Raw genomic sequence first — 20,841 nt, forward strand, 5'->3', positions numbered from 1 at the left:
AATGTCAGACTTGCGCCTGCTATGCAACACCCCACTTTACAAATAAACACCCCCGCTTCGAGGGGCGACGTTGAGGTTAAGTAAGACATGAGACTGACATCAAAAGGGCGTTATGCCGTGACCGCAATGCTGGACGTTGCACTTAACTCCGAAGCGGGTCCGGTACCGTTGGCTGATATCTCAGAACGACAGGGTATTTCACTCTCCTATCTGGAGCAACTCTTCTCCCGTCTGCGCAAAAACGGACTGGTGTCGAGCGTGCGTGGTCCAGGCGGCGGTTACCTGTTAGGTAAAGATCCCAGCGCCATCGCGGTAGGTGAAGTGATCAGTGCTGTTGACGAGTCGGTTGACGCGACCCGTTGTCAGGGCAAAGGCGGCTGTCAGGGCGGCGACAAGTGCTTAACACACGCACTGTGGCGCGACCTGAGCGATCGTCTGACTGATTTTCTGAACAACATTACTTTGGGTGAACTGGTTAACAACCAGGAAGTACTCGACGTGTCAGGCCGGCAACATACCGAAGCGCATCGCCCGGCCCGCGCACAGGATGCCATTAACGTAAAACTGCGCGCATAACTAAAAAAAGTTTTATCGGAATCAGGCCAGGGGGGATTCATTTCCCCCTGCCGCCTTCGGCATACATCCCGCCGGTTGCCTGATTCAGAGCATTTGAGATGTACGGAGCTTAAGAGCAATGAAATTACCGATTTACCTCGACTACTCTGCGACTACGCCGGTAGACCCGCGCGTCGCCGAGAAAATGCTGCAACATATGACTATGGATGGGATCTTCGGTAACCCGGCGTCCCGTTCACACCGTTTCGGCTGGCAGGCGGAAGAGGCGGTAGACGTCGCCCGCAATCACATTGCAGACCTGCTGGGCGCGGATCCGCGTGAAATTGTTTTCACCTCCGGCGCGACCGAATCCGATAACCTGGCGATTAAAGGTGCGGCCAACTTCTATCAGAAAAAAGGCAAGCACATCATCACCTGCAAAACCGAACACAAAGCGGTGCTGGATACCTGCCGTCAGCTTGAGCGTGAAGGCTTCGAAGTGACCTATCTGTCTCCGCAGAGCAACGGCATTATCGACCTGAAAGCGCTTGAAGCCGCGATGCGTGACGACACCATCCTGGTTTCCATCATGCACGTGAACAACGAAATCGGCGTGGTGCAGGATATCGACACCATCGGCGAACTGTGCCGTGCGCGTGGGATTATTTTCCACGTTGACGCCACCCAGAGCGTGGGCAAACTGCCTATTGACCTGAGCAAGCTGAAAGTCGATCTGATGTCCTTCTCCGGCCATAAAATCTACGGTCCGAAAGGCATCGGCGGCCTGTACGTGCGTCGTAAACCGCGTATCCGTATCGAAGCGCAGATGCACGGCGGCGGTCACGAGCGCGGCATGCGTTCCGGTACGCTGCCGGTTCACCAGATCGTCGGTATGGGCGAAGCCTACCGTATCGCCAAAGAAGAGATGGCGAGCGAGATGGAACGCCTGCGCGGCCTGCGTCTGCGTCTGTGGAACGGCATCAAAGATATCGAAGAAGTGTATCTGAATGGCGATCTGGAGCAGGGCGTTCCGACCATTCTGAACGTGAGCTTTAACTATGTTGAAGGCGAGTCGCTGATTATGGCGCTCAAGGATCTGGCGGTATCGTCCGGTTCAGCCTGTACCTCTGCAAGCCTTGAACCGTCTTATGTGCTGCGCGCGCTGGGGATGAACGACGAACTGGCGCACAGCTCGATCCGTTTCTCTCTGGGACGTTTCACCACGGTCGAAGAGATCGACTACACCATCGAGCTGGTTCGCAAATCGATTGGCCGTCTGCGCGACCTTTCTCCGCTGTGGGAAATGTTTAAGCAGGGCGTGGATCTGAACAGCATCGAGTGGGCGCACCACTAATTCGACAAGATTTCTGGAGAACATCAACATGGCATACAGCGAAAAAGTTATCGATCATTACGAAAATCCGCGCAACGTCGGCTCCTTCGACAACAGTGACGACTCAGTAGGCAGCGGCATGGTTGGCGCACCGGCCTGTGGTGACGTCATGAAGTTGCAGATTAAAGTCAACAATGACGGTATCATCGAAGACGCGCGTTTCAAAACCTACGGCTGCGGTTCCGCCATCGCTTCCAGCTCCCTGATCACCGAGTGGGTGAAAGGCAAGAGCCTGGACGAAGCACAGGCGATCAAGAACACCGATATCGCCGAGGAGCTGGAACTGCCGCCGGTTAAAATTCACTGCTCAATCCTGGCAGAAGACGCTATCAAAGCGGCCATTGCGGATTACAAAAGCAAACGTGAAGCTAAATAATCATTGATGAATTGAGGTTGTTGTATGTCGATTACCCTTAGCGAAAGCGCTGCTGCGCGCGTGAATACTTTTCTGGCCAACCGGGGTAAAGGCTTTGGCCTGCGTCTCGGCGTCCGGACCTCCGGCTGCTCCGGTATGGCGTATGTGCTGGAATTCGTGGACGCGCCCCAGGCAGAAGACACCGTGTTCGAAGACAAAGGCGTTAAAGTGGTGATCGACGGCAAGAGCCTGCAATTCTTAGATGGTACGCAGTTAGATTTCGTCAAAGAAGGCCTTAACGAAGGGTTTAAATTCACCAACCCGAACGTCAAAGACGAGTGTGGCTGCGGCGAAAGCTTCAACGTGTAGTTCCCGCAATGACCTTCCGCGTCCGGCTGGGCGCGGAAGGGTAGAAAACCATGCCATACCTGCTTTCTCAATAACGCGCGCCGGGGCAGTAAATTGAACCGGGTTGTCGCGTTATTGCGCATGCGGGTATTACCCTGAGAACGTTATGGATTACTTCACCCTCTTTGGTTTGCCGGTTGGCTACGCGATTGACATGGCTTCTCTGTCAGCGCGCTACCAGGATCTGCAACGCCAGTTCCATCCCGATAAATTCGCCAGCCACCCTCAGGCCGATCAACTGGCCGCGCTCCAGCAATCCGCGACCATCAATCAGGCCTGGCAAACGCTGCGCCATCCGCTTAACCGCGCGGAATACATGCTTTCGCTGCACGGTTTCGATCTGGCCAACGAACAGCATACGGTGCGCGATACCGCGTTTTTGATGGAACAGCTGGAGCTGCGTGAAGAGCTCGACGAAATTGAACGCGCCGGTGATGAAAACCGCCTGGCGGGTTTTACCACGCGTATTCAGGCGCTGTACCGTGCGCGCCATCAGCAAATGGTGGCGGAGCTGGACAGCCAGGCGTGGGAAAAGGCGGCGGATACCGTTCGTAAACTCCGTTTTCTTGATAAATTGCAGCACCAGACAGAACAACTCGAAGAAAAGCTGCTTGGTTTTTAATTCTGGAAGCTAAACATGGCCTTATTACAAATTAGCGAGCCTGGGCTGAGCGCCGCGCCGCACCAGCGCAGACTGGCGGCAGGCATCGACCTGGGCACCACCAATTCCCTGGTCGCCACCGTGCGCAGCGGGCAGGCGGAAACCCTGCCGGACCACGAAGGGCGACACCTGCTGCCGTCCGTGGTGAACTATCAGGCGTCGGGCCAGACGATCGGCTTTGACGCGCGCGCCATGGCGGCCGCCGATCCGGTGAACACCATCAGCTCGGTAAAACGCCTGATGGGCCGCTCTCTTGCCGATATCCAGGCGCGTTACCCCCATCTTCCGTACAATTTGCAGCCCAGCGCCAACGGCCTGCCGCAAATTGATACCCCGGCGGGTCTGCTGAACCCGATCCGCGTCTCCGCCGATATCCTGAAAGCGCTGGCCGCACGCGCCAGTGAAGCGCTGGCGGGCGATCTGGACGGCGTGGTGATCACCGTTCCGGCTTACTTTGACGACGCCCAGCGTCAGGGCACCAAAGACGCCGCGCGTCTGGCGGGCCTGCACGTGCTGCGTCTGCTGAATGAACCGACCGCAGCGGCGATTGCTTACGGCCTCGATTCCGGCCAGGAAGGCGTCATCGCTGTGTACGATCTCGGCGGCGGCACCTTTGATATTTCCGTGCTGCGCCTGAGCCGCGGCGTGTTTGAAGTGCTCTCCACCGGCGGCGATTCCGCGCTGGGCGGCGACGACTTCGACCATCTGTTAGCCGACTGGTTGCGCGAGCAGGCGGGCTTCAGCGATCGCAGCGACAACCGTTTGCAACGTGAGCTGCTGGATGCCGCTATCGCTGCCAAAATCGCCCTGAGCGATGCCGACAGCGTGGCCGTCAACGTCGGCGGCTGGCAGGGCAACGTGACCCGTGCGCAGTTCGATGCGCTGATCGCGCCGCTGGTCAAGCGCACTCTGCTGGCCTGCCGCCGCGCCCTGAAAGACGCGGGCGTTGAGGCGAGCGAAGTGTTAGACGTAGTGATGGTTGGCGGATCGACTCGCGTTCCGCTGGTGCGCGAGCGCGTGGGCGAATTCTTTGGCCGCACGCCGCTGACGTCCATCGACCCGGACAAAGTGGTCGCGATTGGCGCAGCGGTGCAGGCCGATATCCTGGTGGGCAACAAGCCTGACAGCGAAATGCTGCTGCTGGACGTGATCCCGCTGTCGCTGGGCCTGGAAACCATGGGCGGCCTGGTGGAGAAAGTGATCCCGCGCAACACCACCATTCCGGTGGCCCGCGCCCAGGAGTTCACCACCTTTAAAGACGGGCAAACCGCCATGTCGATCCACGTGATGCAGGGCGAGCGCGAACTGGTGCAGGATTGCCGTTCGCTGGCGCGCTTTGCGCTGCGCGGTATCCCGGCGATGCCGGCGGGCGGCGCGCATATCCGCGTCACCTTCCAGGTGGATGCCGACGGTCTGCTGAGCGTCTCCGCGATGGAAAAATCCACCGGCGTGGAAGCCTCGATTCAGGTCAAACCGTCCTACGGACTGACCGACGATGAAATCGCCACCATGATTAAAGATTCAATGAGTTTCGCCGAGCAGGACGTCAAAGCGCGTATGCTGGCGGAACAAAAAGTGGAAGCCGCCCGGGTGCTGGAAAGCCTCGCGGGCGCGCTGGCGACCGATGCCGCGCTGCTCAGCGCCGCAGAGCGTCAGGTTATCGATGAAGCCGCTGCCGTTCTGGCGCACGCGGCGCAAGGCGATGACGTTGACGCCATTGAAAACGCGATTAAAAACGTAGATAAACAGACCCAGGAGTTTGCCGCTCGCCGTATGGACGCCTCCGTGCGCCAGGCGCTGAAAGGCCACTCCGTCGACGAGGTTTAATATGCCTAAAATTGTTTTTCTGCCTCATCAGGATCTTTGTCCGGATGGCGCAGTTCTGGAAGCGAAGAGCGGTGAAACTATTCTTGACGTTGCGCTGCGCAACGGCATTGAAATCGAACACGCCTGCGAAAAATCCTGTGCCTGCACTACCTGTCATTGCATCGTGCGTGAAGGTTTTGATTCACTGCCGGAAAGCACCGAAGACGAAGACGACATGCTGGATAAAGCATGGGGTCTGGAGCCAGAAAGCCGCCTGAGCTGTCAGGCGCGTGTCACCGATGAAGATTTAGTGGTCGAAATGCCGCGTTACACCATTAACCATGCGCGCGAGCACTAACAGGGGGTATAAAGTATGGGCCTGAAATGGACCGACAGCCGTGAAATCGGCGAGGCGCTGTATGACAGCCGCCCGGATCTCGATCCGAAAACCGTCCGCTTCACCGATATGCATCAGTGGATCTGCGAGCTGGAAGAGTTTGATGACGATCCGGCCGCCTCTAACGAGAAGATCCTTGAGGCAATCTTATTAGTGTGGCTTGACGAAGCTGAATAAAAAACGGGCTGCCTTCGGGCGGCCCTTTTATGTCTAAGAGCGATAACAAAAGGGACAACAGAATGACTGACGCCATGAAAATCACGCTCTCCACCCAGCCTGCCGACGCCCGCTGGGGAGAAAAAGCGACATATAGCATCAATAACGACGGCATTACCCTGCATCTGAATAACCAGGACGACCTGGGGATTATCCAGCGCGCCGCCCGTAAAATCGACGGGCTGGGCATTAAGCACGTGGCGCTGTCCGGCGAAGGCTGGGATGCGGATCGCAGCTGGGCCTTCTGGCAGGGTTATAAAGGGCCGAAAGGCAGCCGGAAAGTCGAGTGGGCAACCCTCGATGAAGCCCAGCAGAAAGAGCTGGACAGCCGCCTGAAAATTATCGACTGGGTGCGCGATACCATTAACGCCCCGGCGGAAGAGCTGGGACCGGAACAGCTGGCCCAGCGCGCGGTGGATCTGCTGAGCGGCATCGCTGGCGATAACATGAAATATCGCATCACCAAAGGTGAAGATCTGCGCGAGCAAAACTACATGGGGATCCACACTGTGGGGCGCGGATCGGATCGCGCGCCGGTGCTGCTGGCGCTGGACTACAACCCAACCGGCAACCCGGATGCTCCGGTATACGCCTGCCTGGTGGGTAAGGGCATCACTTTCGATACCGGCGGTTACAGCCTCAAGCAAAGCACCTTCATGGACTCGATGAAATCCGATATGGGCGGCGCGGCGCTGGTGACCGGCGCGCTGGCGTTCGCCATCACCCGTGGCCTGGAGAAACGCGTCAAACTGTACCTGTGCTGCGCCGATAACATGGTCAGCGGCAACGCGTTCAAACTGGGCGACATCATCCGTTACCGCAACGGCAAAACCGTGGAAGTGATGAACACCGACGCCGAAGGCCGTCTGGTGCTGGCGGACGGGCTGATCGACGCCTGCGCCCAGAAACCGGAACTGCTGATCGACGCCGCCACCCTGACCGGGGCCGCGAAAACCGCGCTCGGCAACGATTATCATGCGCTGTTCAGCTTTGACGATGCCCTGGCAAACCGCCTGCTGGCGAGCGCCAGCGCGGAAAACGAGCCGTTCTGGCGTCTGCCGCTGGCGGAATTCCACCGCAACCAGCTGCCGTCGAACTTCGCGGAACTCAACAACACCGCCAGCGCTGCGTATCCGGCGGGTGCCAGCACCGCAGCGGGTTTCCTGTCGCACTTTGTTGAAAACTATCAGCAGGGCTGGCTGCATATCGACTGTTCCGCCACCTACCGTAAAGGCGCGGTAGAGCAGTGGGCGGCGGGCGCGACCGGTCTTGGCGTGCGTACCTTAGCTAACCTGCTGACGGCGAAATAAGAGCGTTATGTCTGAAACTAAAAACGAGTTAGAAACTCTGCTGGAGAAGGCCGCCACCGAACCGGCGCACCGCCCGGCGTTTTTCCACACCTTGCTGGAGTCTACCGTATGGGTGCCGGGCACTTCCGCCAGCGGCGATGCGGTGGACGCAGACAGCGCGCTGGATTTACAGCACTGGGAAAAAGACGACGGCACTTCGGTGATCCCGTTTTTCTCTTCGCTGGAAGCGTTGCAGCAGGCGATGGGGGAGGAAGAGCAGGCATTCGTCGTCATGCCGGTGCGCACCCTGTTCGAGATGACGCTGGGTGAGACGCTGTTCCTGAACGCCAAATTACCTACCGGCAAAGAGTTCACCCCGCGTGAAATCAGCCATCTGGTAGGCGACGAAGGCAACCCGCTTAGCACTCAGGAAGTGATTGAAGGCGGCCAGACGCTGCTGCTTTCAGAAGTGGCCGAACCGCCCGCGCAGATGGTCGACTCCCTGACCACGCTGTTCAAAACCCTGAAAACGGTCAAGCGCGCCTGGCTGTGCTCCATCAAAGAGCGCGCGGATGCAGAGCCTAATCTGCTGATCGGTATTGAAGCCATCGGGGATATCGACGCCATTATCCAGGCGGCGGGCAGCGTGGCTACCGACACGCTGCCGGGGGACGAGCCGATTGATATTTGCCTGGTCACGGAAGGGGAGAAGGGCGTCAGCCATTTTATTATGGCCCACGTCACGCCCTTCTATGAACGCCGCTGGGGAAGTTTCCTGCGCGATTTTAAAACCAATCGCATTATCTAAACTCAGGGCCGCGTTTGCGGCCCTTGTTGTTATTGTGCGGGTTCGACAGGTAAATCCTGACGCGCGCCCCATTCACTCCACGCCCCGTCATACAGCGCCACGCCATTAACATCCAGGGTGGCGAGCGCCAGCACCAGTACCGCCGCCGTTACGCCAGACCCGCAGCTGGCGATGATGGGCCGCTCAAAATCCACGCCGCGCTGGAAGAAGATATCGTGCAGCGTAGCCGGGTCTTTTAGCTCGCCGTTGTGCACCACTTCGCCCCAGGGCACGTTTAATGCGCCGGGAATGTGCCCACGCTTCAGGCCAGGGCGCGGTTCATCTGCTTCGCCATGAAAACGTGCTGCCGGACGGGCATCAATAATCTGCGCGCTGCCTTCATGGCTCGCCAGCAGCACGTCGGTCAGGCGTTTCACCGCTTCAGGATTGAGTTTGGCCTCAAATTCGCCTTCCTCATGGGCAACGTCGCCCGATTCCACCGGACGCCCTTCCTGCTGCCAGCGATCCAGCCCGCCCGCCAGTATCGACACGTTTTCCACACCGAAACTGCGCAGCATCCACCACGCGCGCGGCGCGGAGAATAAATCGCCCTCGTCGTACACCACCAGATGTTTATCGCTACTGACGCCCAGCTCACGCATCGCCACCGCGAACGCTTCCGGGCGCGGCATCATATGCGGCAAGGGGCTGGTGCGATCGGACAGCGCTTCGATATCAAAAAACAGCGCGCCGGGCAGATGATCCGCGCGGTATTCGCCCGCCACGTCGCGCTGTTCCTGGCCGGGAGGAGCCATGCGCGCATCAAGGATTTGAATTTCTGGATCGGAAAGGTGCTCAGCGAGCCAGTCGCCCGCAACAAAAAAAGAGGTGGACATGGAGCCTCCGTGTCAGTGCTGAGAGGGCAAATTGTCGGTGTTTTTAGTGTGCGTCACAAGCGGCCACCTCTCAAGTCGCGATACGAGTCCCGTAATACCACTATAATTCTGAAAATCTGCCGTTTGCTACGCGCTCTACATTCTTGCTTTGTATTCGCGCCGCGAACGCATAATACTTGCTTCCTCACAACAGGAAGGCCGAAAGGCCAGGGATTTGAGAATGATACGAGCACGCCACGCCGCGCTTGCGGCAGCCTTATTAGCCATTCTGGCAATGGCAGGTTGCGATGATAAACCGGGTGAAAAGGCAAATGAGCCTAAGCCTGCGCCCGCTCAACAATCGCAGGCCGCAACCCCCGTCGCCGCTAAACCCGACAGCGCAAAACTGGCCCAGCTTGCCGGGCAAAGCGCCGGGAAACCGTTAACGCTGATTGACGCCTCGGAAGTCCAACTGGACGGCGCGGCGACGCTGGTGCTGACGTTTTCGATTCCTCTCGATCCCAACCAGGATTTCTCCCGCACCGTGCATCTGGTGGATAAAAAGAACGGAAAAGTGGATGGTGCCTGGGAGCTGGCCCCTAATCTGAAAGAGCTGCGGATGCGCCATCTGGAGCCGAGCCGCACCCTGCTGGTGAGCGTGGACAGCGAGCTGAAAGCGCTGAATGAAGCCACCTTTGGCATCAACTGGGAAAAGACCCTTGAAACCCGTGATATCGAACCGAGCGTCGGTTTCGCCAGCCGTGGTTCGCTGCTGCCCACCAAAGTGGTGCAGGGCCTGCCGGTGATGGCGCTGAATATCGATAACGTGGACGTGAATTTCTTCCGCATTAAGCCGGAATCTCTGGCCTCGTTCGTCAGCCAGTGGGAGTACCGTAACTCGCTCACCAACTGGGAATCGGACAAGCTGCTGCAACTGGCGGATCTGGTCTATACCGGCCGTTTCGACCTGAACCCGGCACGCAATACCCGTGAAAAACTGCTGCTGCCGCTGGGAGACATCAAACCGCTCCAGCAGCCTGGCGTCTATCTCGCCGTGATGAATCAGGCAGGACGTTACAACTACAGCAATGCCGCTACGCTGTTTACCTTAAGTGATGTTGGCCTGTCGCTGCATCGCTTTCATAACCGGCTCGACATCTTCACCCAGAGCCTGGAAAACGGCGCGCCGCAGGGCAGCGTTGACATCCAGCTACTGAGCGAGAAAGGCCAGACCCTGGCGCAGGCGAAAACTGACGGCGACGGCCACGCGACGCTGGAGACGCCAAAAGACGCCGCGCTGGTGCTGGCGCGTAACGGCGAACAGACCACGCTATTGGATCTCAAACTCCCGGCGCTGGATCTCTCTGAGTTTGATATCGTCGGTGAAGCGGGGTATGCGCGGCAGTTCTTTATGTTCGGCCCGCGCGATCTGTATCGCCCGGGTGAAACGGTGATCTTCAACGGTCTGCTGCGCGACGGTGACGGCAAACCGGTTGATGACCAGCCGATCAAGCTGGAAGTGGTAAAACCCGACGGCCAGGTGGCGCGCACCCAGGTGGTGAAATCGCACAACGGGCTGTACCAGTTTAGCTGGCCGCTGGCCCAGACTGCCGCCACGGGCAACTGGTCAGTGCGCGCCAATATCGGCGACAACCAGCCGCGCAGCTGGCGCTTCCAGGTCGAAGACTTTATGCCGGAGCGTATGGCGCTAACCTTAACGCCGCAGAAAACGCCGATTTCCCCGAAAGATCCGCTTAACATCCCGGTGGAAGGCCACTACCTCTACGGCGCGCCAGCATCTGGCAATGCGTTACAGGGCCAGATTTTCCTGCGCCCGCTGCGTGAAGCGGTCGCCGCGCTACCGGGTTTTGAATTCGGCGATATCGCCGAGGAAAACCTCAGCCGTAGCCTCGATGAGGTGCAGTTGACTCTGGATGAACAGGGCCAGAATGAGGTGACGCTCGACAGCCAGTGGCAGGACGCGCGCTCCCCGCTGAAGGTGATTTTGCAGGCCAGCCTGCTGGAGTCCGGCGGACGCCCAATTACCCGTCGCGCCGAACAGCCGGTATGGCCCGCCGCGAACCTGCCGGGCATTCGTCCGCAGTTTGCCGCTAAAGCCGTGTATGACTATCGCAGCGACACCACGGTTAATCAGCCGATGGTGGATGAAGGCAGCCAGGCCGGGTTTGATATTGTCTATACCGATGCCCAGGGCCAGAAGCTGGCGGTGAACGATTTACAGATACGGTTAATCCGCGAGCGCCGCGACTATTTCTGGAACTGGTCGGAAGGCGACGGCTGGCAGTCCCAGTTCGATCAAAAAGATCTGGTGGAAGGCGAACAGTCGCTGAATCTGGCTGCGGGTGAAACCGGCAAAGTGAGTTTCCCGGTGGACTGGGGTTCCTATCGCCTGGAGGTGAAAGCGCCGAATGACACCGTCAGCAGCATCCGCTTCTGGGCGGGCTACAGCTGGCAGGACAACAGCGACGGCAGCGGCTCGCCGCGCCCGGATCGCGTGACGCTGAAGCTGGATAAACCGTCCTATAAGCCTGGCGACACCATCAAACTGCATATTGCCGCGCCTGCCGCCGGGAAAGGCTACGCGATGATTGAATCCAGCGACGGCCCGCTGTGGTGGCAGGCTATCGACGTGCCGGAAGGCGGCATGGACCTCGACATTCCGGTGGATAAAAAATGGCAGCGCCACGATCTCTACGTCAGCACGCTGGTGATCCGTCCTGGCGACAAGTCCAAATCTGCGACCCCGAAACGCGCCGTCGGTATTCTGCATCTGCCGCTGGGTGATGAAAACCGCCGTTTGACTGTCACGCTGGATGCCCCGGCAAAAATGCGCCCGGACCGCAATCTGGACGTGAAGCTGAAGGTGAAACCTGACGCGCAGGGCAACATCCCGACGCAGGTTAACGTGCTGGTTTCCGCCGTGGACAGCGGGGTGCTGAATATCACTGATTACGCAACCCCAGACCCGTGGGAGGCATTTTTCGGCAAAAAAGCCTACGGCGCGGATATCTACGATATCTACGGCCAGGTGATTGAAGGGCAGGGACGGCTGGCGGCGCTGCGTTTTGGCGGCGACGGCGATGAACTGAATCGCGGCGGCAAACCGCCGGTTAACCACGTTACCATCGTGGCGCAACAGGCGCAGCCGGTGGTGCTTAACGATAAAGGCGAAGGCACGGTACAGCTGCCGATTGGCGATTTCAACGGCGAACTGCGTGTCATGGCGCAAGCCTGGACGGCGGACAGCTTCGGCAGCAGCGAGGCAAAAACCATCGTCGCCGCGCCGCTGATCGCCGACATCAGCATGCCGCGCTTCCTGGCGGGCGGCGATGAATCGCGGCTGGCGCTGGACGTCAGTAATCTGACCGATACGCCGCAAAATCTCACCGTTTCCCTCTCCGCCAGCGGGCTGGTTTCGCTGTTGGACAGCCCCGAGCTGAAAGTCAGCCTCAACGCCGGAGCGCGTAAAACGCTGTTTATTCCGGTGCGCGCCCTTGAGGGCTTTGGCGATGGCGAAATCAATGCTCAAATCAGCGGCCTGAACGTGCCGGGGGAAACCTTCGCGCCGTCGCAAAAACAGTGGAAAATCGGCGTGCGTCCGGCGTTCCCGTCGCAGACCGTCAACAGCGGGGTGATGCTTAACCCAGGCGAAAGCTGGCAGGTTCCGGCGTCGCATATCGACGGCTTCTCGCCGGCTACGCTGGAAGGACGCCTGTTGTTAAGTGGCCGTCCGCCGCTCAACCTGGCGCGCTATATCAGCGAGCTGAAAGCCTATCCATACGGTTGCCTGGAGCAAACCACCAGCGGCCTGTTCCCGTCGCTGTACACCAGCGCAGCGCAGCTTAAAGCATTGGGCATCAAGGGCGAAAGCGACGAGCAGCGCCGTACGGCGATTGATGTGGGTATTGCCCGCCTGCTGGAAATGCAGCGCGAGGACGGCGGGTTCAGCCTGTGGGATAAAACCGGCCCGGAAGAGTACTGGGGCACGGCGTATGTCACCGATTTCCTGGTGCGGGCGACCGAACAGGGTTATAGCGTGCCAGCGGATGCGCTGGAGCGCGCCAACAACCGCCTGCTGCGTTATTTGCAGGACCCCAGCCTGATGGCGCTGCGCTATAGCGATAACAGCGCCGCCAGCAAGTTCGCGGTGCAGGCCTATGCAGGGCTGGTGCTGGCGCGGCAGCAAAAAGCGCCGCTCGGGGCATTGCGCGAACTGTGGAACAAACATAACGCCGCCAGTTCCGGCCTGCCGCTGGTACAGCTTGGCGTGGCGCTGAAGCTGATGGGCGACGCGTCCCGTTCCCAGCAAGCGATTAATGCGGGCCTGGCGACGCCGCGTAACGATCGCGCCCAGTGGATTGGCGACTACGGCAGCGAGTTACGCGACAGCGCGCTGGTGCTCAACCTGCTGGAAGAGAACAAACTAATGGCGCAGCAGCAGGCGGGATTACTGCAAACCCTGTCAGACCAGGCTTACGGTCAGCACTGGCTATCGACGCAGGAGAGCAATGCGCTGTTCCTGGCCGGTCGCGGCTGGCAAAACCAGCCTGCCGCCTGGCAGGTGCAAAGCTCGCTGTCCGGCGAACCGTTGCAGGGTGATAAAGCGCAGGCGTTTAATCTGAATGCCGACAAACTGGCGGCGCTGCATCTGACCAACACCAGCGATAGCCCGGTGTGGGTGCGGCTCGACAGCGTGGGCTATCCGCAAAGCGCGCCGCAGCAATCCGGCAATGTGCTGAAAATTGAACGCCACTTCCTGGCCAGCGACGGCACCACGAAATCGCTCAATAATCTGCGCAGCGGCGAACTGGTTCTGGTGTGGCTGGATGTCTATGCCAGCAAAACCGTGCCGGACGCGCTGGTGGTGGATCTGCTGCCTGCAGGACTGGAGCTGGAAAACCAGAATCTGGCTAACGCCAGCGCCAGCCTGGGTGAAACCGGCGGCGCGGTCAGTGACCTGGTGAGCCGGATGCAGCAGCAGGATATTCAGCATGTAGAGTTCCGCGATGACCGCTTCGTGGCGGCGCTGCCGGTGAACGAAGGCGAACACGCCACGCTGGTCTATCTGGCGCGCGCGGTGACGCCGGGCAAATACACGGTGCCGGTGCCGCAGGTGGAATCGATGTACGTTCCCACCTGGCGAGCGACCGGCAGCAGTGCAGGGACGTTAACCATCGCACCGTGAGCAAGCTTTTGTGATCGTCTCAAAACTAAAAAAATGCGCCTGCGTGATTGCAGGCGCATTACTGTTATTCGCGCTGGCGCTGTGGGCGGCGGACCGCATTTGGCCGCTGCCGCTCAAAGAGGTTAACCCCGCCCGGGTAGTGGTAACCGAAGAGGGCACGCCGCTTTGGCGCTTTGCCGATGATGAAGGCATCTGGCGCTATCCCGTCACTATCGAAGAGGTTTCCCCCCGCTATCTGGATGCGCTGATCCACTATGAGGATCGGTGGTTCTGGAAGCATCCAGGCATCAATCCGTTTTCTATTGCGCGCGCCGCCTGGCAGGGCATCAGCGCCGGGCGCGTGGTGTCCGGCGGCAGTACGCTAACCATGCAGGTCGCCCGGCTGATTGAGCCCCATCCCCGCACTTTTCTGGGTAAAACGCGTCAGGTGTGGCGCGCCATGCAGCTGGAATGGCACCTGTCGAAACGCGACATTCTCACGCTTTATCTCAACCGCGCGCCGTTTGGCGGCACGTTACAGGGCGTCGGCGCGGCAAGCTGGGCTTACTTCGGTAAATCACCCGCGTCGCTGACTCCTGCCGAAGCGGCGTTGCTGGCGGTGCTCCCGCAAGCGCCGAGCCGCCTGCGTCCGGACCGCTGGCCCGAACGCGCCCAGGCGTCGCGTGATAAAGTGCTGCGCCGTCTGGCGCAGTATCACGTCTGGCCACAAAACGCGGTAAAAGAAGCGCTGGAAGAGCCGGTCTGGCTTGCGCCGCGCCAGATGCCGCAGCTTGCGCCGCTGCTGGCCCGCTATCTGGCCGCGCGTAGCCGCGAGACCAAAATCGTTACCACCCTGGACGCGGGTCTTCAGCGCCAGCTGGAAGAACTGGCGCTGAACTGGAAACCTCGCCTGCCGCCGCGCGGCTCGCTGGCCATCCTGGTGGTGGACGCCAGCACCATGAAGGTACGCGGCTGGGTGGGTTCGGCGGATATTGCCGATGTGAACCGCTTCGGGCATGTGGATATGGTGCTTGCCAGCCGCTCGCCGGGATCGGTGCTCAAGCCTTTTGTTTACGGGCTGGCGCTGGACGAGGCGCTGATCCATCCCGCCTCGCTGTTGCAGGACGTGCCGCGCCGCTTTGGGGATTATCGCCCCGGCAACTTTGACAGCGGCTTTAACGGCCCGGTCAGCATGAGCGACGCGCTGGTGCGTTCGCTGAATCTCCCGGCGGTGCAGGTGCTGGAAGCCTACGGGCCGAAGCGTTTTGCAGCCAAATTGCGCAACGTGGGCCTGACCTTAACCTTGCCCGGCGGCGCAGAGCCGAACCTGTCGATTATCCTCGGCGGTGCCGGAGCGCGCTTATACGACATTGTCGCCGCCTACAGCGCCTTTATGCGCCAGGGCAGAGCGGCGCAGCTGCGATTAACGCCGCAGGATGCGCTGGAAGATCGCCCGCTGATGTCGCCAGGCGCGGCGTGGATTATCCGCCGTATTCTGGCAGGTGAGGCCCAGCCGCTGCCCGACAGCGCGCTGCCGCAGGTAGTGCCGTTTGGCTGGAAAACCGGCACCAGCTATGGCTATCGCGATGCCTGGGCGGTGGGCATGAGCCCGCGCTATATCATCGGCGTCTGGACTGGCCGCCCGGACGGCACGCCGGTGCCGGGGCAGTCGGGCTTTGCCAGCGCGGTGCCGCTGCTGAATCAGGTGAATAATCTGGTACAGGCCAGTTCCGCATTGCAGCAAGCCCGTTTACCTGTCGATCCACGCCCGGCGTCGGTGGCCGCCGGAACCGTCTGCTGGCCTGGCGGGCAGCAGCTTCCGGCGGGAGATAGCAACTGCCGTCGCCGTCTGGCGACCTGGCTGTTGGACGACAGCCAGCCTCCGACGCTGCTGGCGCAGGGGCAGGAGCGCATGACCGGAACCCAATATCCGCTGTGGGTGAACACTAAAGGGCAGCGCGTCGCCGCCGATTGTCCTGACGCCCATGCCGAAACCCTGATTATGTGGCCGCTGCCGCTGGAACCCTGGCTGCCCGCCGCGGAACGGCGCGCCGCGCGTCTGCCAGCCGCATCGCCGACATGCCCGCCGTTAACCAGCGACGCCGCGACGCCGCTGTTGCTCACCGGGGTGCGCGACGGCGGCATCATCAAGCGTGTGCCGGGGCAAAACCGCTTGCCGCTGCGCTTAACCAGCCAGGGTGGCGAAGGGCCGCGCTGGTGGTTTTTAAATGGCGAAGTGCAATCGGGGCACGGGGACGTGCTGACGCTGGAGATCGATAAAGCCGATGACTATCAGGTGCTGGTGATGGATGAGTCCGGGCAAACCGCCGTGGCCCGTTTTACTGTCCAGTAGTGTACAACCCGCTGATGCAATGGCATTGTGTTGCGAGCTGTCGCACTATTTTAAAAAAATGTTACTTATTCCCATAGGCAATACGCGGGATGCTCATTATAATCGCCGCCAATTCGAAAGCCGGGTTTCCGGCGTAAACAGAACAACATACAGAGGTTATCAATGGCTATTGAACGTACTTTTTCCATCATCAAGCCGAACGCGGTGGCAAAAAACGTTATTGGCAACATTTTTGCTCGTTTTGAAACAGCAGGCCTGAAAATTGTTGGCACCAAAATGCTGCACCTGTCTTCCGAGAAAGCAGGCGGTTTCTATGCTGAGCATCAGGGCAAACCGTTCTTTGATGGCCTGGTGGCCTTCATGACTTCCGGCCCGATCGTGGTGACCGTGCTGGAAGGTGAAGACGCGGTACGTCGTCACCGTGAAATCCTGGGTGCGACCAACCCGGCGAACGCGCTGGCTGGTACCCTGCGCGCAGATTACGCAGACAGCCTGACCGAAAACGGCACCCACGGTTCCGACTCTGTGGAATCCGCAGAGCGCGAAATCGCCTACTTCTTCGGTGAAGGCGAAGTGTGCCCGCGCACCCGCTAATTACGCCGCGAAAGTTTATTTTTGTGATGCCGCTTACAGTCGTGGCATCACGACGCTGAAGTTTGTACAATACTGCGCCCCGGGACGAGCCAACGTTCCGGGGCGCTTCTTTTTTCAACCCACCATGGGCCATAACGTGTAACAACGAGGCCGGAAACCATTATGTCTGAGCAAATTGTCACTTCCGAAACGCCGGTAACCGTCGTTTCCGCTAAATCAGAAAAAACCAACCTGTTGGATCTCAACCGTCAGCAACTGCGCGAATTCTTTGCCAATCTCGGTGAAAAACCGTTCCGCGCCGATCAGGTGATGAAGTGGATGTATCACTATTGCTGCGATGATTTTGATGAGATGACGGATATCAACAAAGTCCTGCGCAACAAGCTGAAAGAGATCGCCGAAATCCGTGCGCCGGAAGTCGCCGAAGAGCAGCGTTCCGCAGACGGCACCATCAAATGGGCGATTAAAATCGCCGATCAGCTGGTGGAAACCGTGTATATCCCGGAAGAAGACCGCGCCACGCTGTGCGTCTCCTCTCAGGTCGGCTGCGCGCTGGAATGCAAATTCTGCTCAACCGCTCAGCAGGGCTTTAACCGCAACCTGCGCGTGTCGGAAATTATCGGCCAGGTGTGGCGTGCGGCAAAAATTATCGGCGCGCAGAAGAAAACCGGCGTGCGCCCCATCACTAACGTGGTGATGATGGGGATGGGCGAGCCGCTGCTCAACCTGACCAACGTGGTGCCCGCCATGGAAATCATGCTGGATGATTTCGGTTTTGGGCTGTCGAAGCGCCGCGTTACGCTCTCCACCTCCGGCGTGGTTCCGGCGCTGGATAAGCTCGGCGATATGATCGATGTGGCGTTGGCTATCTCCCTGCATGCCCCCACCGATGAAATTCGCGACCAGATCATGCCGATCAACAAGAAGTACAACATCGAGACTTTCCTGGCGGCGGTACGCCGTTATCTGGAAAAATCTAACGCCAATCAGGGACGCGTAACGGTGGAGTACGTTTTGTTGGATCATATCAACGATGGCACTGAACACGCGCATCAGTTGGCGGAATGCCTGAAAGATACGCCGTGTAAGATCAACCTGATCCCGTGGAACCCCTTCCCGGGCGCACCGTATGGACGCAGCTCCAACAGCCGTATCGATCGTTTCTCCAAAGTATTAATGGAATACGGGTTTACCACCATCGTGCGTAAGACCCGCGGCGACGATATCGACGCGGCCTGCGGACAGCTGGCAGGCGAGGTGATCGACCGTACTAAACGTACGATGCGTAAGCGTATGCAAGGTGAACCTATTGAGGTGAAAGCAGTCTGACTGGCATCGATGCCGGGTTTGCGATCGGCAAATTGGGCACAGGCTACAAAAGGCGTGTTTTTACCAGAACGTGAAGAAACGTATTCTCTCAATAATTACGGTGCGTTTCTTCTCGCTTTAAGGCAGTATGTAGCGTCTCAACAACAGTTTAGACGCGCATCAATTCTGGATTGCGTCGCCAGCCACGGACAGTTGGTCAAAAGGTGTCTATGTTTAACTGACCAAACGGCATTTTTGAGTCGGCATCGTGAATACCCTGTCGGCCAGCCTGGGCGAATGCTGAACGTTGCAGCCTTAAAAGATTGATTTCGCGGTGCGGGTAGGGTGACCTGCCAGCGCCTGGTTCCTTACTTAAACAGTTCCAGCAGTTGTAGCGAATGAATACTGAAGCCACTCACGATCACAATGCACCACAAACCACCGGCGAACGTCTGCGTTCGGCGCGTGAACAACTCGGTCTTAGCCAGCAAGTCGTGGCAGAACGTTTATGCCTGAAAGTCTCGACTGTCCGCGATATCGAAGAAGATAAAGCGCCCGCTGAACTGGCGGCGACTTTCTTGCGTGGCTACATCCGCTCTTATGCCCGTCTGGTGCATATTCCCGAAGAAGAACTGCTGCCGATGCTGGCGCAGCAGGCACCGGTGAAAACCGCGAAAGTTGCGCCAATGCAGGGTTACGCCCTGGGCAAACGCCGTAAAAAACGCGATGGCTGGCTGATGAGCGTCACCTGGCTGGTGCTGTTCGTGGTGGTCGGCCTGACGGGTGCCTGGTGGTGGCAAAACCACAAGGCCCAGCAGGAAGAGATTACCACCATGGCCGATCAGTCCACGGCGGAGCTGAATGCCAATCCTTCAGCGGGCCAGGCCGTGCCGCTGTCGACTGAGCCGACAGCGAACGATGACGCCGCTGCACAAGCCAATAACGACAGCCAACCGGCGACCGCCCCTGCGGAAGTGAATACCGATAACGGCGTGGCGACCGCTACCGCGCCGGACGCGTCGCAGAACGCGGTCGTTTCGCCGAGCCAGGCGAATGTCGATACCGCGACCGCCGCGCCGGTTACGCCGCCGACGACGACCGATAGCGCCAGCGCGCTGCCGGTTGGCCAGGCGGCGACGGCTACTGCTGCCGATCCGAACGCGCTGGTGATGAATTTCACCGCCGATTGCTGGTTAGAAGTCACCGACGCTACCGGTAAAAAACTGTTCAGCGGCCTGCAGCGTAAAGATGCCAGCCTGAACTTAGCGGGCCAGGCTCCGTACAAATTAAAAATCGGCGCGCCTGCCGCGGTACAGATCCAGTATCAGGGCAAGCCGGTCGATTTAAGCCGTTTTATCAGAACCAACCAGGTTGCGCGTTTGACCCTCAATGCCGAACAATCAGTAGCGCAGTAAGCAGACGGGCAACGGGGGAGATTTTTCATGCATAATGAAGCGCCCATTAAGCGTAGAAAATCCAAACGGATCTACGTGGGCAATGTGCCGGTAGGCGACGGCGCGCCAATCGCCGTCCAGTCAATGACCAACACTCGCACCACCGATGTGGAAGCGACGGTCAATCAAATTAAAGCGCTTGAGCGCGTCGGGGCCGATATCGTTCGCGTGTCGGTACCCACCATGGACGCCGCTGAAGCCTTCAAACTCATCAAGCAGCAAGTCAACGTGCCCCTGGTGGCGGATATCCACTTTGATTATCGTATCGCGCTGAAAGTGGCGGAATACGGTGTGGATTGCCTGCGCATCAATCCAGGCAACATCGGCAGCGAAGAGCGCATTCGCAGCGTAGTTGACTGTGCGCGTGACAAAAACATCCCGATTCGCATCGGCGTTAACGCCGGATCGCTGGAAAAAGATCTCCAGGAAAAATACGGCGAACCCACGCCGCAGGCGCTGCTGGAATCCGCAATGCGCCACGTTGAGCACCTTAATCGCCTGAACTTCGACCAGTTCAAAGTGAGCGTGAAGGCCTCCGACGTCTTCCTGGCGGTGGAATCCTATCGTCTGCTGGCGAAAGAGATTGAGCAGCCGCTGCATCTGGGCATCACCGAAGCGGGCGGCGCGCGCGCGGGCGCAGTGAAATCTGCCATTGGCCTGGGGCTGCTGCTGTCAGAAGGTATCGGCGATACCCTGCGTATTTCGCTGGCTGCCGATCCGGTGGAAGAGATCAAGGTCGGTTTTGATATTCTGAAATCGTTGCGCATCCGTTCGCGCGGGATCAACTTTATCGCCTGCCCAACATGCTCGCGTCAGGAATTTGACGTGATCGGCACGGTGAATGCGCTGGAGCAGCGTCTGGAAGATATTCTGACGCCGATGGATGTATCGATTATCGGCTGCGTGGTGAACGGACCGGGCGAAGCGCTGGTCTCCACGCTGGGCGTCACCGGCGGCAACAAGAAAAGCGGCTTTTATGAAGACGGCGCGCGCAAAGATCGTCTCGATAATGACGATATGATCGCCCAGCTTGAAGCGAAGATCCGCGCCAAAGCCAGCATGCTGGACCAAAGCCGTCGCATTGATGTGCATCAGGAAAAATAGGGCAAGCCCGGCTTTCCCGTGTATGATTGAACCCGCTCGCCGCCTCGATTTATCGGGTGCGGCCTGATTCCGGGTTCATTTTTTGTATTTAATAAGAGAAT

17 protein-coding genes are annotated in these 20,841 nt (G+C 59.0%); 16 read left to right on the plus strand and 1 reads right to left on the minus strand.

The window, feature by feature from the left end; all coding sequences use genetic code 11:
• Positions 1 to 87 precede the first annotated feature (87 nt).
• The 10 genes from iscR to sseB all read left to right on the plus strand — a co-directional run bounded on the left by iscR (position 88) and on the right by sseB (position 7,888).
• Complete coding sequence (iscR, locus tag FND52_RS06490) at positions 88 to 576, plus strand: Fe-S cluster assembly transcriptional regulator IscR (RefSeq protein WP_002463697.1); 489 nt, start codon at positions 88 to 90, stop codon at positions 574 to 576.
• Positions 577 to 694: 118 nt separating this feature from the next.
• A complete protein-coding gene (locus tag FND52_RS06495; protein ID WP_125294110.1) occupies positions 695 to 1,909 on the plus strand; it encodes an IscS subfamily cysteine desulfurase in 1,215 nt (404 codons plus the stop codon).
• Positions 1,910 to 1,937: 28 nt separating this feature from the next.
• The gene (gene iscU / locus FND52_RS06500; RefSeq protein ID WP_002463695.1) at positions 1,938 to 2,324 is read left to right on the plus strand and encodes a Fe-S cluster assembly scaffold IscU; all 387 of its coding nucleotides are present in this window, start codon (positions 1,938 to 1,940) and stop codon (positions 2,322 to 2,324) included.
• Positions 2,325 to 2,348: 24 nt separating this feature from the next.
• Positions 2,349 to 2,672: an iron-sulfur cluster assembly protein IscA gene (gene iscA, locus FND52_RS06505; protein ID WP_125294111.1), complete on the plus strand. Its 324-nt coding sequence runs from the start codon at positions 2,349 to 2,351 to the stop codon at positions 2,670 to 2,672.
• 145 nt (positions 2,673 to 2,817) lie between these two features.
• Positions 2,818 to 3,333 carry a co-chaperone HscB gene (hscB, locus tag FND52_RS06510; RefSeq protein WP_144130137.1) on the plus strand — a complete coding sequence of 172 codons (516 nt, stop codon included), beginning with the start codon at positions 2,818 to 2,820 and terminating at the stop codon, positions 3,331 to 3,333.
• A 15-nt stretch (positions 3,334 to 3,348) separates the two neighbouring features.
• Complete coding sequence (hscA, locus tag FND52_RS06515) at positions 3,349 to 5,199, plus strand: Fe-S protein assembly chaperone HscA (RefSeq protein ID WP_125294113.1); 1,851 nt, start codon at positions 3,349 to 3,351, stop codon at positions 5,197 to 5,199.
• Position 5,200: 1 nt separating this feature from the next.
• The gene (gene fdx / locus FND52_RS06520; RefSeq protein WP_002463685.1) at positions 5,201 to 5,536 is read left to right on the plus strand and encodes an ISC system 2Fe-2S type ferredoxin; all 336 of its coding nucleotides are present in this window, start codon (positions 5,201 to 5,203) and stop codon (positions 5,534 to 5,536) included.
• A gap of 15 nt (positions 5,537 to 5,551) precedes the next feature.
• Positions 5,552 to 5,752 carry a Fe-S cluster assembly protein IscX gene (iscX, locus tag FND52_RS06525; protein ID WP_002463684.1) on the plus strand — a complete coding sequence of 67 codons (201 nt, stop codon included), beginning with the start codon at positions 5,552 to 5,554 and terminating at the stop codon, positions 5,750 to 5,752.
• A 62-nt stretch (positions 5,753 to 5,814) separates the two neighbouring features.
• Entirely contained in the window at positions 5,815 to 7,101 is a 1,287-nt protein-coding gene (gene pepB, locus FND52_RS06530; protein WP_125294114.1) for an aminopeptidase PepB, read from the plus strand.
• A 7-nt stretch (positions 7,102 to 7,108) separates the two neighbouring features.
• Positions 7,109 to 7,888: an enhanced serine sensitivity protein SseB gene (gene sseB, locus FND52_RS06535; protein WP_144130138.1), complete on the plus strand. Its 780-nt coding sequence runs from the start codon at positions 7,109 to 7,111 to the stop codon at positions 7,886 to 7,888.
• A 29-nt stretch (positions 7,889 to 7,917) separates the two neighbouring features.
• On the opposite strand, the gene sseA is transcribed toward sseB, so the two are convergent.
• On the minus strand, positions 7,918 to 8,763 hold the full coding sequence (sseA, locus tag FND52_RS06540; RefSeq protein WP_125294116.1) for a 3-mercaptopyruvate sulfurtransferase: 846 nt from the start codon (positions 8,761 to 8,763) through the stop codon (positions 7,918 to 7,920).
• A gap of 220 nt (positions 8,764 to 8,983) precedes the next feature.
• Here sseA and FND52_RS06545 point away from each other — a divergent pair, with 220 nt between their 5' ends.
• The 6 genes from FND52_RS06545 to ispG all read left to right on the plus strand — a co-directional run bounded on the left by FND52_RS06545 (position 8,984) and on the right by ispG (position 20,740).
• On the plus strand, positions 8,984 to 13,948 hold the full coding sequence (locus tag FND52_RS06545; protein WP_144130139.1) for an alpha-2-macroglobulin family protein: 4,965 nt from the start codon (positions 8,984 to 8,986) through the stop codon (positions 13,946 to 13,948).
• Positions 13,949 to 13,958: 10 nt separating this feature from the next.
• Complete coding sequence (gene pbpC, locus FND52_RS06550; RefSeq protein WP_144130140.1) at positions 13,959 to 16,280, plus strand: peptidoglycan glycosyltransferase PbpC; 2,322 nt, start codon at positions 13,959 to 13,961, stop codon at positions 16,278 to 16,280.
• A gap of 162 nt (positions 16,281 to 16,442) precedes the next feature.
• The gene (gene ndk, locus FND52_RS06555; RefSeq protein ID WP_125294119.1) at positions 16,443 to 16,874 is read left to right on the plus strand and encodes a nucleoside-diphosphate kinase; all 432 of its coding nucleotides are present in this window, start codon (positions 16,443 to 16,445) and stop codon (positions 16,872 to 16,874) included.
• Positions 16,875 to 17,036: 162 nt separating this feature from the next.
• Positions 17,037 to 18,203 carry a dual-specificity RNA methyltransferase RlmN gene (gene rlmN / locus FND52_RS06560; protein ID WP_125294120.1) on the plus strand — a complete coding sequence of 389 codons (1,167 nt, stop codon included), beginning with the start codon at positions 17,037 to 17,039 and terminating at the stop codon, positions 18,201 to 18,203.
• A 377-nt stretch (positions 18,204 to 18,580) separates the two neighbouring features.
• On the plus strand, positions 18,581 to 19,597 hold the full coding sequence (gene rodZ, locus FND52_RS06565) for a cytoskeleton protein RodZ (protein WP_125294121.1): 1,017 nt from the start codon (positions 18,581 to 18,583) through the stop codon (positions 19,595 to 19,597).
• 27 nt (positions 19,598 to 19,624) lie between these two features.
• Positions 19,625 to 20,740 carry a flavodoxin-dependent (E)-4-hydroxy-3-methylbut-2-enyl-diphosphate synthase gene (gene ispG, locus FND52_RS06570; protein WP_125294122.1) on the plus strand — a complete coding sequence of 372 codons (1,116 nt, stop codon included), beginning with the start codon at positions 19,625 to 19,627 and terminating at the stop codon, positions 20,738 to 20,740.
• The last annotated feature ends 101 nt before the right edge of the window (positions 20,741 to 20,841 follow it).

This window comes from Atlantibacter subterraneus (assembly GCF_007570865.1).
GTDB classification, from domain to species: domain Bacteria; phylum Pseudomonadota; class Gammaproteobacteria; order Enterobacterales; family Enterobacteriaceae; genus Atlantibacter; species Atlantibacter subterraneus.